14 protein-coding genes are annotated in these 16533 nt (G+C 67.5%); 6 read left to right on the plus strand and 8 right to left on the minus strand.

What is annotated here, in order from left to right:
- Positions 1 to 153 precede the first annotated feature (153 nt).
- The 7 genes from BMW75_RS15565 to BMW75_RS15595 form a co-directional block, all read right to left on the minus strand.
- On the minus strand, positions 154 to 936 hold the full coding sequence (locus tag BMW75_RS15565; RefSeq protein WP_092580569.1) for an enoyl-CoA hydratase/isomerase family protein: 783 nt from the start codon (positions 934 to 936) through the stop codon (positions 154 to 156).
- A 30-nt stretch (positions 937 to 966) separates the two neighbouring features.
- Positions 967 to 1983 (minus strand): Bug family tripartite tricarboxylate transporter substrate binding protein, encoded by a 1017-nt coding sequence (locus BMW75_RS15570; protein ID WP_092580571.1) that lies wholly within the window; start codon positions 1981 to 1983, stop codon positions 967 to 969.
- A 72-nt stretch (positions 1984 to 2055) separates the two neighbouring features.
- Positions 2056 to 3636, minus strand: coding sequence for an AMP-binding protein (locus BMW75_RS15575; protein ID WP_092580798.1), 1581 nt, complete (start codon positions 3634 to 3636; stop codon positions 2056 to 2058).
- Between the two features lie 40 nt (positions 3637 to 3676).
- Positions 3677 to 4453, minus strand: a complete 777-nt coding sequence (locus tag BMW75_RS15580) for an enoyl-CoA hydratase/isomerase family protein (protein WP_092580573.1) — start codon at positions 4451 to 4453, stop codon at positions 3677 to 3679.
- Positions 4454 to 4644: 191 nt separating this feature from the next.
- Positions 4645 to 5463 carry an IclR family transcriptional regulator gene (locus tag BMW75_RS15585; protein WP_139208542.1) on the minus strand — a complete coding sequence of 273 codons (819 nt, stop codon included), beginning with the start codon at positions 5461 to 5463 and terminating at the stop codon, positions 4645 to 4647.
- 90 nt (positions 5464 to 5553) lie between these two features.
- Positions 5554 to 6069 (minus strand): hypothetical protein, encoded by a 516-nt coding sequence (locus tag BMW75_RS15590; RefSeq protein WP_092580800.1) that lies wholly within the window; start codon positions 6067 to 6069, stop codon positions 5554 to 5556.
- Between the two features lie 140 nt (positions 6070 to 6209).
- The gene (locus BMW75_RS15595) at positions 6210 to 6830 is read right to left on the minus strand and encodes a TetR family transcriptional regulator (RefSeq protein WP_092580577.1); all 621 of its coding nucleotides are present in this window, start codon (positions 6828 to 6830) and stop codon (positions 6210 to 6212) included.
- Positions 6831 to 6961: 131 nt separating this feature from the next.
- Here BMW75_RS15595 and BMW75_RS15600 point away from each other — a divergent pair, with 131 nt between their 5' ends.
- The 5 genes from BMW75_RS15600 (at position 6962) to catA (ending at position 12276) form a co-directional block, all read left to right on the plus strand.
- The gene (locus tag BMW75_RS15600; RefSeq protein WP_092580802.1) at positions 6962 to 8044 is read left to right on the plus strand and encodes an alkene reductase; all 1083 of its coding nucleotides are present in this window, start codon (positions 6962 to 6964) and stop codon (positions 8042 to 8044) included.
- A 52-nt stretch (positions 8045 to 8096) separates the two neighbouring features.
- Positions 8097 to 8885 (plus strand): SDR family NAD(P)-dependent oxidoreductase, encoded by a 789-nt coding sequence (locus BMW75_RS15605; RefSeq protein ID WP_092580579.1) that lies wholly within the window; start codon positions 8097 to 8099, stop codon positions 8883 to 8885.
- Positions 8886 to 8937: 52 nt separating this feature from the next.
- A complete protein-coding gene (locus BMW75_RS15610) occupies positions 8938 to 9939 on the plus strand; it encodes an NADP-dependent oxidoreductase (RefSeq protein WP_092580581.1) in 1002 nt (333 codons plus the stop codon).
- Between the two features lie 201 nt (positions 9940 to 10140).
- Positions 10141 to 11286, plus strand: a complete 1146-nt coding sequence (locus tag BMW75_RS15615) for a muconate/chloromuconate family cycloisomerase (RefSeq protein WP_092580583.1) — start codon at positions 10141 to 10143, stop codon at positions 11284 to 11286.
- Between the two features lie 54 nt (positions 11287 to 11340).
- Entirely contained in the window at positions 11341 to 12276 is a 936-nt protein-coding gene (gene catA, locus BMW75_RS15620; protein WP_092580585.1) for a catechol 1,2-dioxygenase, read from the plus strand.
- A 44-nt stretch (positions 12277 to 12320) separates the two neighbouring features.
- Here the strand turns inward: catA and BMW75_RS15625 are convergent, their stop codons facing one another.
- Positions 12321 to 12767, minus strand: a complete 447-nt coding sequence (locus tag BMW75_RS15625) for a response regulator (protein WP_254792036.1) — start codon at positions 12765 to 12767, stop codon at positions 12321 to 12323.
- 326 nt (positions 12768 to 13093) lie between these two features.
- Between BMW75_RS15625 and BMW75_RS15630 the strand changes: the two genes are divergently transcribed.
- A complete protein-coding gene (locus BMW75_RS15630) occupies positions 13094 to 16525 on the plus strand; it encodes a response regulator (RefSeq protein ID WP_092580587.1) in 3432 nt (1143 codons plus the stop codon).
- The last annotated feature ends 8 nt before the right edge of the window (positions 16526 to 16533 follow it).

The following is a 16533-nucleotide window of genomic DNA, read 5'->3' on the forward strand; positions in this document are numbered from 1 at the left end:
GCCGCGGAATGCGTCCTCCACGCGTGAACTACAGCACATCATGTTGCGGTGCAATACGGCGAACTGCGGGATAAAAAGCCAGGTCGGCGCGCCCGGCCGGTCCGGCGTTCCACTATTCGGGATTCGCCGGGAGGCAGGGGCGAATCCCGGGCCTCAACGCCCAACGAACACCGGCTTGCGCTTTTCAGCGAAGGCGGTCGCGGCGTTGCGATAGTCCTCGCTCTGATTGGCCTGGTCGGACAGCGCCTGGATGCGCGCCGCGTCTTCGACCAGCGTGCCGGCCGAGATCGCGTTGAGCTGGAGCTTGCTGCCGGCAATCGAAAGCGGCGCGTTGTCCATCATGTCCGCCCCGAAGGCCAGCGCGCCGGCCACCGGATCGTCGTGGAGGGCATCGATGAAGCCTGCCTGGTGCGCCGCGGCGGCGTCCACGAACTCCCCGGTGTAGAGCCAGCGGCGGGTCTGGCTCACGCCGATGAGCTGGGACAGGCGCTGGAGCTGGACGGTGGGGTAGACCAGGCCCAGGCGCGCCACCGGCACGCTGACCCGCGCGCTGCCGTCGCCCACGCGGAAGTCGCAGCACAGCGCCAGGCTCGCGCCGCCGCCCACGCACACGCCGCGCATCGCCGCGATCACCGGCACCGGCGCGGCCTGCACGGCCGCAAAGCACTCCTGGATTACCGCGCGATAGGCGTCGGCGCGCGCCGGGTCGGACAGCGCCTCGCGAAACGCGAGGATGTCGTCGCCCGCGCAGAAGTGGCCCTGGGCGCCGGTCAGCACCGCCAGCCGCAATCCGCGGTCTTGCGCAAAGCCGCGGAAGATGTCGCGCAGGTCGCGCCAGGCCGCCAGGTCGCAGGCATTGCGCCGGTGCGGCCGATCGATCGTGACGACGGCCACGCGGCCGGCGTCACGGCTTTCCAGACGAATTTCAGATGCCAATGCAGTCTCCTGTGCCGGGCTCGCGGCGTATCAATTCAGCGTGATGTGCGTGGCATCGACCACGCTGTTCCATTTCTCGACCTCGGCCCGCAGCGCCGCGTCGGCCCGGGCGGTGTCGGTGTAGACCGGCACCACCCCTTGCAGCCGCAGTTTCTCGGCCAGCGCCGGCCCTTCGTTCAGCCGCTTGAGCGCGCCATTGAGCGCCTGCACGACGGGCTCGGGCGTGTTGCGCGACACGAGAATGGCGTAGACCGACGACGCGGTGAAGTCCGGCAGCCCTTGTTCGATCAGGGTCGGCGTGTCGGGCAGCGAGGCCAGCCGGTTGCGCGAGGCCACGCCCACCGGAACGATGCGGCCGCCGGGCAGGTTGGCCAGCGCCGTGGGGGCCGTGGCGAACATCATCTGCACCTGGCCGGCCAGCAGGTCGACCATGGCGGGCGCGGCGCCGCGATACGGGACGTGCAGCAGCTCGAGTTTTTCGCGCAGGCGGAACATCTCGGCGACGGCATGCTCCAACGTGCCCGGCCCCGAGGAACCGTAGGCGAACTCGCCCGGCGCCGACCGCACCTTGCTGACCAGTTCGGCCAGGGTCTTCACGCCCATGCCCTGGTTTGCCACCAGCACGACGGGAAGCTCGCCCACCACGCCCACTGAGCGGAAATCCTTGAGCAGATCGAAACCCACGACGTCCTTGCCCATCAGCCGGCTGTTCAGCACATACGACGTGGTGGGCGCCATCAGCAGCGTGTAGCCGTCGGCCTTGGCGCGCCGCACCTGCTGCGCGCCGATGTTGCCGCTGGCGCCCGCCTTGTTCTCGACCACGACGGTCTGGCCGAGCTGCTCGCCCATCGCCGTGGCGAGGATGCGGCCGACGACGTCGACCGCGCCGCCGGGCGCGAACGGCACGATCAGCGTGATCGGGCGTTCGGGATACTCGGCTTGCGCCGGCGATGCCGTCAGGCCCAGCCCCATGCCCAGGCCCAAACTGATTGCGCCCGCCGCGAACCTGGCGGCCCAGCGCGGCTTCCGATTGAAAATGGTGTTCATAGACTTCCCCTTGATGCGGCGCGTTGTCGTCCGCGGATTCTGATGTGTCCGTTGAACTGCAGTGGTTGTACGTTATTTGCCGACCCGGTAGCCCGAGGTCTGCAGATCCCACACGCCGGCGGTCTGGCGCGACAGTTCCTTTTTCTGGATCCGCTGCGTCGGCGTCTTTGGAAATTCGTCGATGAACGCCACGAAGCGCGGGATCTGGTAGTACGGCAGGCGCGGTTCGCTCCAGCGGATGAGGTCGAGCGGCGTCAGCGCGCGGCCCTCGCGCAAGCGCACGAACAGCTTGAGCTCGTCCTCGCCCAGGTCGCTGGGCACGCCCACCAGGGCGGTCTCTTCGATGTCGGGATGCTCGGCAATCACGCGCTCGACCTCCCAGGCCGAGATGTTGATGCCGCGCCGGCGCAGCATGTCCTTCTTGCGGCCGGCGTAGTAGAGAAAGCCCTGTTCATCCTGGCGTGCGAGGTCGCCGGTGCAGAACCACTCGCCGCGCCGGGCCTCGCGCTCGGCGTCGGGATTGCGGAAGTAGCCGAGGAACCCCAGGCCGGGCACGCGTGCGCGCACGGTGATTTCGCCGCTTTCGCCGACGGGCACGGGTTCGCCGTCGTCGCCGGTGAGCCGCACGTCGTAGTAATCGAGCGGCTTGCCCACGGAGCCCGCGGGGCCGGCCGGGTTGACGGTGACGAAGGTGATCAGCTCCGACAGGCCGTAACCCTCGCGCATCTCCACGCCGAAGCGTTGCGAGAACGCCTGCCACAGCTCCGGCGGGCAGCCGCCGCCCCAGGCGATGCGCACGCCGTGGTCGCGGTCGTCCGGACGCGGGGGCTGCTTGAGCAGCATCGGAATCACGGTGCCCAGATAGTGGATATGCGTCACGCCGTAGCGGCGGGCGTCGTCCCAGAAGCGCGATGCGCTGAAGCGTTCGACCATCGCGAGACGGGTTCCGCCCAGCAGCGCCGAGATGATCACCGCGACGCCGGCGCCATGGTGCAGGGATTCCCACAACAGGAACACGTTGCCGGGCGCGGCGCCGGTCAGCCGCAGGATCGCGAGCGGGCCGGCGCGCAGGGTGCGGTCGGATTTCAACACGCCCTTGGGCGCGCCCGTCGTGCCCGAGCTGGGCGTGAGCGCAAGGATGTCGTCAGGCCCGGGCGAGACCGGCAACGGGTCGGCCGGTGTGTCGAGATAGCGCTCGAATGCGCGGCCCGCATTGCCGTCAGGGCCTTGTCCGCCGCGCCACAGCACGACGTCCAGCCGGTGCAGCTCGGGCGCCAGCGCGTCGGCGTGTTCCGCGTCGGCGATGAGGGCGCGCGGCGCCAGGTGCTCGAACAGATGCGTGAGCGACGCGCCCTTCAGGTGCACGTTCACCGGCACCCGCACCAGGCCCAGCGCGGCCAGCGCGAAGATGGCGACGATATGGTCGGGGTGGCTGGGCAGCATCAGCGCCACGCGGTCGCCGGGGCGCAGGCCCTCGCGCCACAGCAGGTTGGCCAGGCGCAGCACGCGCTGGTGCAGCATGGCCAGCGTGAGGGGCTCGTCATTGAAGAGGCAATACACCTCGTCCGGCGCCTCGGCGGCGCGGCGCGCGATGAGCTGCGCGAGCGTTTCGTCGGAGACCGGCGGGATATCGATATGGGTGTCTGAGGTCATGATGCCGAAAGCGGTCGAAGAATCCAAAGGCGCGGCCACGTCAGTGGGCGGCGGGGCGGCGCTGTTCGCGCTCGGCAAAGAAGGCTTGCATCATGCGGGCGGGTTCTCCGCTCTCGTACGATTCGTGGTGCAGCCGCGCGGCGGCCTGCATGGCGTCGCGAAAGCCGGCCTCGGTCATTTCCTGGAAGCGCTGCTTGTCCAGGCGCAACGCCACGGGCGGCTTGGCCGCCAGTTGGGCGGCGATCTCCAGCGCGCGCGCACGCACCTCGTCGGCCGCGACCAGGTGGTGAATCAGGCCCAGTTGGTGGCATTCGCGCGCATCCATCATGCGGCCGGTCAGCGTGAGCTCGATGGTGCGCGACAGGCCCAGCATCTCGCGCATGATCCACGGACCGGTGACGCTGGCGATGCCGGCGTTGATTTCGGGCTGCCCCATTTTCACGCCGTCGTGCGCCACCCGGATGTCGCCGAGCAGCGCCACCTGGAAGGCCGAACCCGCGGCCGTGCCATTGAGCGCCATGACCAGCGGCTTCGGGAAGCTGCGCAGCAGGTGGTAATAGGTCTCCCATTCGCCGATCCAGGTTTTGGCGCGGGCGCCGTCGAAATCGCGCGCCTCGTTCAGGTCCTGGCCTGCGCAGAAGGCGCGGTCGCCGGCGCCGGTCATCACCAGCGCGCCCACGTCCGGATCCGTCGCGGCCTCGCGCAGCACCTGCATGATCTCGGCACGCATTGCCGTATGCCAGGCATTGAGGCAATCGGGCCGATTCAACGTCAGCACGGTCACGTTGCCAACGCGTTCCAACTTGATGAAGTCCATGGTGTTCGTCCTTTACGAAAGCATCTGCCGCCGCCGGCAGGTGTAATTGCATAGTAATTTATAAAATTACTATTTAATTTTTATGGATCATACGCCGGATTTTTGGACGAACAAGCGAGGGCTTTCCCGTAGGGAATGCGCAAGCCATGGCAATTAAATTGCCATGCAATTTTCTTAAAAGAGGGGGAGGATTACGCCGCGATGAGGTCGCGCGCGGTCTGGATGACGAGGGGAAGCAGGCGGGTGCGCACGGCGTGCGCGTCGTGGCGCGCGGCCAGCGTGGAAAGATTGATGGCGGCGATGGTCTGGCCGCGGCCGTCGACGACCGGCACGGAGATCGACACGCTGCCTTGGCCCAGGTTCTTCTCGGTCATCGAATGGCCCTGCGCCCGGGCCTTGGTGAAGAAGCTCAGGATCTCGTCGTCGTCGCGATCGCCGAACCGGGCGCGTACGCTGGCAGGCATGGCGGCGATCCGCACGCGCAGCGTGGCGTCGGGTAGATGGGCCAGCAGCACCTGTCCCGACGAGGCCGGCATGGCCGCGAAGCGGCTGCCCACCGGCAGGTTCACCGACACCGGGTGCACGCTGGGGATGTTGCCCAGGACGATGATGTCGTCGCCGTCGAGCTCCACCCACGAGATCGACTCGCCGGTTTCGCGCGCCAGTTCGACCAGGTTCGGCCAGGCATGTTGCAGGGGCGCATTTCCGCCCAGCGTGGTGCCGGCCAGGCCGACCAGCTTGGCCGACAGGCGATACGTCTTGGCGCCCGCCAGCCGCTGCAGGTAGCCCAGCCGGTGCAAGGTGTAGACGAAGCGCTGGGTCGCGCTGCGGCCCAGTCCGGTGCGGTCGTTGAGTTCCAGAATCGACAGCGCCTGGTTGTCGCGATCAAAGCTCTCAAGCACGCGCATCGCCTTTTCCACCGACGCCACGAACAGGCGTTCGTCCACCCCGTCCTCGCGGGCGATGGGGGAGGCGGGTGCGGCAGCGGAGGTACTCGGGGCGGTGGACACGGTTGGACAGGAAGCGCTCTGGGGCCAGTGAGCGCACAGTGTACCGTCCTGCCCGGGCGCGGCGGCGCGCCCGGGCCGCCCGCGTCGGGGTCAACGCGGCGGACCGCCCCGGTAGATCTGCTGCTGCAGCATCTGTTCCATCATCATTTGCTGCATGCCCATGTACTGATCCCGCATGTACTGGCGTTCCCTGACCTGTTCGGGATTCAGATTCGAATAATTTCCCCGCATGGCGTTCCACCCCATCATGGGTCCGCCGCGATGTTGACGCCCGCCGCCGCCCGCCATGGCGCAGCAACCCATTGCGCCGCTGCCCCACATCTGGTTCATCATGCCCATGTTCTTCTGCATCAACTCCTGGTGTTCGCGCAGGAGCTTCTGGCGTTCGGCGGGGTCGGTGGATTTCTGGATCTGGCCCATCGTGGCCTGCATCTTTTCCAGGTTCTCCCGGATCTGCGCCGCCTGCTTGTCAAACTGCTCGACACTCTCTTGCGGCGGCGCCGCCGCGGGCGAGGCAGCCGATGGCTCGGTGGGCGGGGCGGCTGGCGCCAAAACGGGAACCATCGCGGCGGCGAGTGCAAGTCCGGCCAATCTGCGCATCTTCATGGTCATTCTCCCCATGGTTGATATTCCTGGACTCCTCCGCGCACTGAGCGGACGAGTAGGGCAAGCGTAGATCTGCCAGGATGGCCGACATTGACGATCGTCAACGAATCGTCGGCGCCGGCCTGAAACGGGCTATCGCGTCATGGCGCGGCGTCATGCCGGTCGGCGGGCGCGGTGTCGTTCGCTGCCGCCGGCGGGCTGATTGACGCCAGCAGGCTCTCGCGGCAAGCCGCCAGGATTTCGTCGGCCAGGGGGGAATCGTCCGGGCAGGCGCGCGACAGGACGATGGCGCCGACCAGGTGCGCCATCCGGTCAAGGATCCGGGCGCGCGCCTGGCGCGCCTGCGCCGGGTCCGACGCCGCGCTTTCCGGGACCAGCGCGGTCAACAGCCCCTCGATGCCGGCCGCGAACGTGTCGCGGACGGCGGGCGGCTGGCGCGCCGCATCGGCGCCCAACGCCGCCATCGTGCACCCGGTGGCGCGGCCGTCGCGGTGCTCGCGGGACAGGTACGACTCCACAAATGCCGCCAGGTCCGCGTCTTTGCTCAGCGCCACCGTCTGCGCGATGCCGCAGGCGGCCGCTTCGGCCATCAGGTCGGATTTGGAGCGGAATTGCTTGTAGAAGCCGCCGTGGGTGAAACCGGCGGCGGCCATCAGATCGGCGACGCCGACGCCGTCGTAGCCGCGTTCCCGAAACAGCCTGGATGCTGTTTCGACGACGTGCTGGCGGTTCGCCTGTGCCTGTGCCCGGGTGATCTTCATGGTGTGACCACGCTGAATACCTGTCGAAGAAGGCTTGCATCATACATTGATGACGGTCATCATCAAAACCGTTGACAGTTTAGATGATGGTCGTCATCATTGAGCCCGATTTCATTCCTGAAGGGTTGCACATGAGCCACCACACACTGTTCGAGTCCTATGTCCTGGGCGGGCTGACGCTTGCGAATCGCATCGTCATGGCGCCGCTGACCCGCAATCGCGCTGGCGCCGGGCTGGTGCCCGGCGAGCTGGCCGCGACCTACTACGCGCAGCGGGCATCGGCCGGCCTCATCATCACGGAGGCGACGCAGGTGTCGGCCCAGGCGCAGGGCTACCAGGACACCCCGGGCCTGTACACCCCCGAGCAGATCGCCGGCTGGCGCAAGGTCACCGACGCGGTGCATGCCAAGGGGGGACGCATCTTCGTCCAGCTCTGGCACGTCGGCCGCGTCTCGCATGTCGATCTGCAGCCGGGCGGCGCCGCGCCGGTCGCGCCGTCCGCGATTCGCGCGGAGACGAAAACCTTCGTCAACAATGCGTTTGCCGAGGTGTCGCAGCCGCGCGCCCTCGAACTCGATGAACTGCCGGGCATCGTCAACGACTTCCGCCAGGCCGCGGCCAACGCCATGGCGGCGGGCTTCGATGGCGTCGAGGTCCACGGCGCGAACGGCTATCTGCTGGAGCAGTTCATCAAGGATGGGGCCAACCGGCGCACCGACGCCTACGGCGGCACCATCGAGAACCGCGCGCGCCTGCTGCTGGAGGTCGTCGCCGCGGTGGCGCAGGAAATTGGCGCCGATCGCACCGGCGTGCGGATTTCGCCCGTGTCGCCGGCCAACGGCATCTCCTGCTCGGATCCCCAGGCGCAATACGACTACATCGTCGGGCAGCTCAGCGGGCTGGGCATCGTTTACCTGCACGTGGTCGAGGGCGCGACGGGCGGCCCGCGCGATGTCGCGCCGTTCGACTATGACGCGCTGCGGCAGCGGTTCGGACAAGCCTATCTGGCCAACAACGGCTATGACCTGGAACTGGCAACCCAATCGCTGAACGCGGGCCGTGCGGATCTTTTCGCGTTCGGCCGCCCGTTCATCAGCAACCCCGATCTGGTCGAACGCCTGAAGGCGGGGGCGCCGCTGGCCCGACCGGACGTGGCCACGCTCTATGGGGGCGGCGCCGCGGGATACACCGACTACCCGACCCTGGCCGCCTGAAGCGGCGCCGGCCGCTTTTCGCACCCGGACCCTTCTGCAAAGGAATACACCCATGACTTCGCTTCCCACCGTTCTCATCACCGGCGCCTCTTCCGGCATCGGCGCCACTTATGCCGAGCGCTTCGCCCGCCGCGGCCACAATCTCGTCCTGGTTGCGCGCGACCTGGCGCGCATGCAGGCCCTGGCCGCGCGGCTGCAGCAAGATGCAGGCGTAAAGGTCGACGTCTTGCAGGCGGACCTGACCCAGGCGGCAGACCTGGCCCGTGTCGAAGCCAGGCTGCGCGATGACGATCAGATAGGCATCCTGATCAACAACGCCGGCATGGCGCAGTCGGGCAGCTTCGTGCACCAGAGCGCCGACGCCATCGACCAGCTGATCGCCCTGAACGCGACGGCGCCCACCCGGCTGGCGGCGGCCGTCGCGCCGCGCTTTGTCCGATCGGGGGGCGGCGCCATCGTCAATATCGGCTCGGTGGTGGGCTTTGCGCCCGAGTTCGGCATGTCGATCTATGGCGCCTCCAAGGCCTTTGTGCTGTTCCTGTCGCAGGGATTGAACCTCGAACTGGCGCCCAGCGGCGTCTATGTGCAGGCGGTGCTGCCTGCCGCGACGCGCACGGAGATCTGGGAACGCGCCGGTATCGACATCGATACGCTCGCCGAGTCGATGGAGGTGGGGGAATTGGTCGATGCCGCGCTGGCGGGCTTTGATCGCCGCGAACTCGTCACCATCCCGCCGCTGCATGTGGCCGGGCGCTGGGACTCGCTGGAAAGCGCGCGTCTGGGCCTGATGTCCGACATCCGGCAGGCGCACGCCGCCGAACGCTATCGGCCGCACGCCTGAACCGGGCGGCGTCCGCCCACCTGCTCGCTGTTTTCGGGAATCTGCAAACAAGATGAAAGCGCTTACCTTCCAACGCTATGGCAAGGCCCCCGGGATCGGCTTTGCCGAGGTGGCTCGCCCCGTCCTGAAGCCGGACGAACTGCTGGTGGAGGTTCACGCGGCGGGCGTGAACCCCATCGACAACATGATTCCGGCGGGGACGTTCCGGCCCGTGTTGAAGTTCGACCTGCCCGCCACGCTGGGCAGCGACGTCGCGGGGGTCGTGATCGAGGTCGGCAGCGCCGTGACGCGCTTCAAGCCCGGCGATGCGGTCTTTGCCAGTGTTTTCGACCTGGGCAAAGGCACATTCGCGGAGCTGGCGGCGGTGCCCGAGCACGCCGCCGCGCACAAGCCCGACAACCTGGATTTCGTGCAGGCCGCGGCCGTTCCGATGGTCGCGCTGACGTCGTGGCAGGCGCTGAAGGAACGCGCCGGGCTCCAGGCTGGCCAGAAGGTGTTCGTTCCCGCCGGGTCCGGCGGGATCGGTTCCTTCGCGATCCAGTTGGCCAGGCATTTCGGCGCCACGGTGGGCACGACCACCAGCACCGCCAACGTCCCGTGGGTGGCCGACCTGGGCGCGGACGAGGTCGTCGACTACAAGACGCAGGCGTTTGAACAGGTGCTGCACGGCTATGACGTCGTCCTGGGCACGCTCCGGGGGGATGCGATCGAGCGGTCGATGGACATTCTCAAGCCCGCAGGCAAGGTGGTGTCGCTGATCGGCCCCCTGGACCCCGCCTTCGCGCGCGCCCGCCGGCTGAATCCCGTTCTGAGGTGGGTCCTTGGGCTCATGAGCCGCAGGATCCGGCGGCTGGCCAGGCAGCGGGACGTGTCGTATTCCTTTCTCTTCGTGCGCCCCGACGGCGCGCAGCTCGCTGAAATCGGCGCGCTGCTTTCGACCGGGCGCATCCGGCCCGTGATAGACCGGGTGTTCCCGTTTGACGAAGCGAAGGAAGCGCTTGGCTATCTGGCGCAGGGACGCGCCAAGGGCAAGGTCGTCCTGCGGATCCGCTGACCGGCGCCAGGAGCGGCGCGGCGCTGCCGGGCCGCAGTTCGAAATGAAACCTGAAAAGTATTGAAAAACCGCGCCATGCCCCTAGAGTTGCGCGGTTTATTTATGCCTTTCAGGTATCAATTTGGATTTTCAAAGTATTGGACGGCAAAAGTCGGGCGGTCTTATAACTGCCTTCTGACTCTCTGACTTCCATTGCCCGCCATGCCCGCCGCCTTTATCGAACGCATCGAAACTTCTCTCGTCGACCTGCCGACCATCCGCCCGCACAGGCTGTCGGTGGCCACGATGTATGGCCAGACGCTGATGCTGGTGAAGGTTTACTGCAGCGACGGCGTGGTGGGAATCGGGGAAGGCACCACCATTGCCGGCATGGCGTATGGCCCGGAAAGCCCCGAGGCGATGAAGCTGTCCATCGACGCGTATTTCGCGCCCGCCATGATCGGCCAGGACGCCACGCGCATCCAGGCGCTGATGGCGCACCTGGGCAAACTGGTCAAGGTGAACCATTTCGCCAAGAGCGCGCTGGAAACCGCCTTGCTGGACGCGCACGGCAAGCGGCTGGGCGTGCCGGTGAGCGAACTGCTGGGCGGACGCCAGCGGGACCGCCTGCCGGTGGCCTGGACGCTGGCGTCGGGCGACACCGCGCGCGACATCGACGAGGCCGAAAAGATGCTGGACGCGCGCCGGCATCGCATTTTCAAGCTGAAGATCGGGGCCAGGGATCCGCAGGTCGACATCGCCCACGTGGCTGCCATCAAGGCGGCGCTGGGCGATCGCGGCGCGGTCCGGGTGGATGTGAACATGGCGTGGAGCGAGACGCAGGCGGCCTGGGCCATTCCGGCGTTGGCGCAGGCGGGCTGCGAACTGGTTGAGCAACCGGTGGCCAGCGCCGCGGCGCTGGCGCGGCTGATGCGCCGGTTCCCGGTGGCCCTGATGGCCGACGAGCTGCTGCAAGGCCCCGACACCGCCTTCGAGATCGCGCGCCAGCATGGCGCCGACGTGTTCGCCATCAAGATCGAGCAGAACGGCGGCCTGTTTGCGGCCCAGCGCGTGGCGGCGATCGCCGACGCGGCGGGCATCGAACTGTACGGCGGCACGATGCTCGAAGGCGCGGTCAGCACGATTGCGTCGGCGCACCTGTTTGCCAGCCTGCCCAGTCTGCAATGGGGCACGGAGCTGTTCGGCCCCTTGCTGATCACCGAAGAAATCCTCACGCAGCCGCTGGACTACAGCGACTTTGAACTGACGGTGCCGGCCGGACCGGGGCTGGGGATCGAGCTGGATGAAGCCAAGCTCAAGCGCTTTACGCGGGATGGGCTGGTGAAGGCGACGGACAGGAAGCATTGACCAGGCGCGGACGCGCGGCCCGGTCGCAAAACGGATAACCCACTGGAGACAGACATGAGCCTCGACGTATTCAACACCAAGGAAGTGCAGGACTTGCTGAAGGCCGCCACCAATCTGGAAGGCGGCAGTGGCAATCCGCGCGTCAAGCAGATCCTGAATCGCCTGCTGAGCGATCTGTTCAAAGCCATCGACGACCTGGACATCACGCCCGACGAGGTGTGGGCGGGGGTGAACTACCTGAACCAGCTTGGCCGCGATGGCGAGGCCGCGCTGCTGGCCGCCGGCCTGGGCCTGGAGAAGTACCTCGACGTCCGGATGGATCGCGAGGACGAGCTGGCCGGCCTGGATGGCGGCACGCCGCGCACCATCGAAGGTCCGCTCTACGTGGCCGGCGCGCCGGTGCGCGACGGTGTCTCGCGCATCGATCTCGATCCGGATCCCGACGCCGGCCCGCTCGTGATCCGCGGCGTCGTGCGCGACACCCGCGGCGCGCCGCTGGCCAACGCGGTGGTCGAATGCTGGCATGCCAATTCCAAGGGCTTTTATTCGCACTTCGACCCGACCGGCGCGCAGTCCAAGTTCAACCTGCGCGGCGCGGTCCGGACCGACGCCGACGGCAGGTATGAGTTCCGTACGCTGATGCCCGTGGGCTACGGCTGTCCGCCGCAGGGCGCCACCCAGCAACTGCTGGACGCGCTGGGCCGGCACGGCAACCGACCGGCGCATGTGCACTTCTTCGTCAGCGCCGACGGGCATCGCAAGCTGACGACGCAATTCAACATCGAGGGCGATCCCCTCATTTGGGACGACTTCGCCTATGCCACCCGCGAAGCGCTGATCCCGCCCGTGGTCGACAAGACTGGCGGCGCCGGGCTGGGCCTGAAGGCGGACGCCTATAAAGAGATCGAATTCAACTTCGTGCTCACCGGGCTGCTGCAAGGCAAGGACAACCAGGTCGTCAACCGCCTGCGCGCCAGCGCCCAGGCCTGAACCCGGCGGCAGGCGTACGCGCGACGCGTCAGGCCGTCAGGCCGTCAGGCCGGGCACGCCTGGAGGCTTTGCGCCGAGCCCGCCGCGTGGCCGAGCGGGCCGGCGTATGTCTGCGCGCGCAAGGACCGCTCCGACTCCGCGAGCAGGCGGCGAACCGCTTCCAGCACCTCGGGCGGCTGCGCCGGCTTGCGCATGAGCGTCGCGCGGCCTTCGCAGGCCGCCATGATCTCGTACTCGGGGCGGCCGCTCAGCACCAGCACCGGGGTTTCGTGCAGGTACGCGTTCTCGCGCATCGCGGTCAGGAGCGCGCCGCCGTCCATGCCCGGCATGGAAAAGTCGGTGATGACCAGGTCGGGACGCAGGGCGATCATCTGCTGCAGCGCGGTCAGACCGTCGGTGTGCGTCGTGACGTCATAGCCTTCGCTGCTCAAGAACTCGCTCATCAGGGCGACCAACGTGGGTTGGTCGTCGACCAAAAGGATTTTCGTCATGATTATTCAGTGCCACGGCGGCGGCGATTCGGTTGTCGGCCCACCGGCTGTCGCCAGGGTCATGCAGGGATGCCTGTGGGCGTTGCGCCGGCCATGGAAGCGGCAGCCACGCGAATAGGCGGTCGGGAGACCGTGAAGGCGGAATCCTAGGGCATGCGGGCGCCGCGTTGGTGTTGTAGTTGTATCCGGACGCAACCGGTGCGCGCCGCTGCCTGTATAGTTCACCAGTTAGCAGGATGGTTGAGCGGCTCTCCGTCCCTATAATTCTTCCTGCTCTCGCATCGCGCAAATCGCGCGCTTTCCCCCTGAATCGGTAAATCGACCTCATGCTGAAATCGCCGCAGCCCGCCAGCCGCCTTGCTTTTCCCCGCACCCTGATGGCCGGGTTCGTGCTGGCCGCCGTAGCCACGTTGGTTATCGCCTTCGTCAACGTGCGCTCCGCGGACACGCGGACCCGCGCGGTCCAGGCGATGGACCGCGCCACCGAGTCGCTGCGCCAGCTCAGCCTGTTCAATTCGGCCCTGAAAGACGCCGAGATCGGGCAACGGGGTTACCTCCTGACCGGCGATGCGAACTACCTGGAACCCTACGTGCGCTCGGTGCCGCTGATCGAGCAGCGCCTGGAGACCATCAAGGAAGTCGCGCAGCAGGACGCCGCGCAGCGCCGGATCGTCAATGACATCGCGGGCATCACGCGGCAGAAGCTGAGCGAACTGCACAATACGATCGAGATGCGCCGGGCCGGCGACGTGGAAGGCGCGATGGCCGTGGTGCGGACCGACTCGGGCAAGGAAGCGATGGACCGGCTGCGCGAGCTGGTTGCCGATCTGTACGCGATCCAGATGAACCAGATCCAGCAGGAGCGGGATTCCTGGAATTCGGCCGCGACGACGTCGACGTATTACTCGTGGGGCGGCGCGGTGTTGCTGCTTTTCCTGATCGCCGGCTCGGCCGCCATGACCATCCGCGAGTACCGCGTCAAGGCTCGCCAGGCCTGGGTGACGACGGGCCTGTCGGGCCTGAGCCTGCAGCTTCGGGGCGATCACCGCCTGGACGAGATCGGCAAGCGGGCCCTGGCCTACATGGCCGAATACCTGAACGCGAGCGTCGGCGCGGGCTATGTCGTCAACGGCGGCGAGCTGGAGCTTTTTGGCGGCTTTGCGCTGCCGCCCGAACGGCTCGCGCAGAAGATCCCGCCGGCGCAGGGCTTGGCGGGCCAAGCGGTCGCGTCGCGCAAGCTGCTGCATGTGCGCAACGTGCCGGCCAGCCATCTGGAGGTCTCGTCGGCGACGGGCCGCTCCACGCCGGTCGAGCTGGTGGTGGCGCCCGCGATGCAATATGACCGCGTGTATGCCGTGATCGAACTGGGTTTCAATCATCCGGTGAGCGAAAGCGAGCGCAACCTGCTGGAAGGCGCGTCGGAAATGCTGGCGTCGGCGATCCGGGCCGGGATGGACCGGACGCGGCTGGAATCGCTGCTGGCGGAAACGCAGCGCCAGTCGGAAGAACTGCAGACCCAGCAGGAAGAGCTGCGCGTCAGCAATGAAGAACTGGAGCAGCAGAGCCGCATCCTGCAGGAATCGCAGGCGCGCATGGAGCTGCAGCAGACCGAACTCGAACAGACCAACGTCAACCTGGAATCCCAGGCCGAGCAGCTGCTGCGGGTGCAGAGCGCGCTTACGGACAAGGCCCGTCTGCTCGCGCAGGCCAGCCAGTACAAGAGCGAATTCCTGGCCAACATGAGCCACGAGCTGCGCACGCCGCTCAATTCCACGCTGATCCTGGCCAAGCTGCTTTCCGACAACAAGCCGGGCAATCTGACGGCCGAGCAGGTGAAGTACGCGCAGACCATCCTGGCCGCGGGGCGGGACCTGCTGGCGCTCATCAACGACATCCTGGATCTGGCCAAGATCGAAGCCGGCCAGGCGACCGTGGACCTCGAGGAAGTGCCCATCGCGCCGGCGCTCCAGCGGCTGCTGGAACCGCTGCGGCCGCTGGCGCACGACAAGGGGCTGGCGCTGGAGCTGGACATCGCGCGCGACGTGCCGGACACGCTGCACACCGATCCGCAGCGTCTGGGGCAGGTGCTCAAGAATCTGCTGTCGAACGCCATCAAGTTCACTGAACAGGGCTTCGTCGCGCTGCGCGTGACGCGGGCGCCGGGAAGAATGCTGTCGTTCGCGGTGCAGGACACCGGCATCGGTGTGGCCGAAGACCAGCACGAACTGATATTCGAAGCCTTCCGGCAGGCCGACGGCAGCACCCATCGCAAGCACGGCGGAACGGGACTGGGGCTGTCTATCTCGCGCGATCTGAGCAAGCTCCTGGGCGGCACGCTGACGCTGGTCAGCGCGCCGGGGCAGGGCAGCGTGTTCACGTTGCTGCTGCCGATGGACCAGCCGGCCGCCGCGCCGTCCGCGGCGCCGCGCGCCCGCGCCGAGGCGTCCGCCGCGCCTGCGCGGCGTGCTTTTGCCACGCCGGCGGATGCGGCCGATGCCGCGCTCACGGTGCCGCTGTTGGCGCCGGCGGCCCCTGCCGTGGCTGCCGACCCCGAACCCGTCGAGACCGCTGGCCGCACCATCCTCGTTATCGAGGACGATGAGCGTTTTTCCAGCATCCTGGCCGATCTGGCCAAGGAGATGGGCTTTGGCTGCCTGACCGCGCACACCGCGACCGACGGCCTGGCGCTGGCGGCCCAGCGGCGGCCCGACGCCATCGTGCTGGACGTCAACCTGCCGGACTTTTCCGGCCTGGGCGTCCTGGACCAGCTCAAGCGCAATCCGGTCACCCGCCATATCCCGGTGCATATCGTGTCGGTGGCCGATTATGCGCAGGAGGCCCTGGTCCGCGGCGCGGTCGGTTATGCGCTCAAGCCGGTCAAGCGCGAGGAACTGGTCCAGGCGCTGCAGCGCCTGGAGGCCAAGTTCACGCAGAACGTGCGGCGCGTGCTGGTCGTCGAGGACGACGACCGGCAGCGCGACAGCGTGCGCGAGCTGCTGGCCCGCGACGACGTGCAGATCGTGCTGGCGGCCAATGCCGGCGACGCGCTGGCGTTGCTGCGCGAGACCACCTACGACTGCGTGGTGATGGACCTGAACCTGCCCGACATGAGCGGCTATGAGCTCTTGCGCGAAATGGCCGAACAGGAAGCCGTGTCGTTCCCGCCCGTAATCGTCTACACCGGCCGGGCGCTGTCGCGCGACGAGGAGCAGCAGCTTCGCCGCTTCTCCAAGTCGATCATCATCAAGGACGCCCGTTCGCCCGAACGCCTGCTGGACGAGGTGACGCTTTTCCTGCATCAGGTCGAGGCCGAACTGCCGCCGCAACAGCGCCAGATGCTGGAGCTTGCGCGCAGCCGCGACACCGCGCTGGAGGGCCGCACGGTGCTGGTGGTGGAAGACGACGTGCGCAACGTGTTCGCGCTGTCGAGCATCCTGGAGCCCACCGGCCTGCACGTGGAAATCGCGCGCAATGGGCGCGAGGCGCTGGAAGCCCTGGGTCGTGCCGGCGTGAACGGCCACCGCTCGGTCGACCTGGTGCTGATGGACATCATGATGCCCGAGATGGACGGCTATACGGCCATGCGCGAGATCCGCGCGCGGCCCGAATGGCGCCGGCTGCCCATCATCGCCCTGACCGCCAAGGCCATGAAGGACGACCAGGAAAAATGCCTGGCGGCGGGCGCGAACGACTACATCGCCAAGCCGCTGGACGTGGAGCGCCTGCTGTCCCTGGTGCGCGTCTGGATGCGCAAGTAAGCCGCGCC

Origin of the sequence: Achromobacter sp. NFACC18-2, from assembly GCF_900108985.1 — a bacterium.
GTDB lineage: Bacteria > Pseudomonadota > Gammaproteobacteria > Burkholderiales > Burkholderiaceae_B > Achromobacter.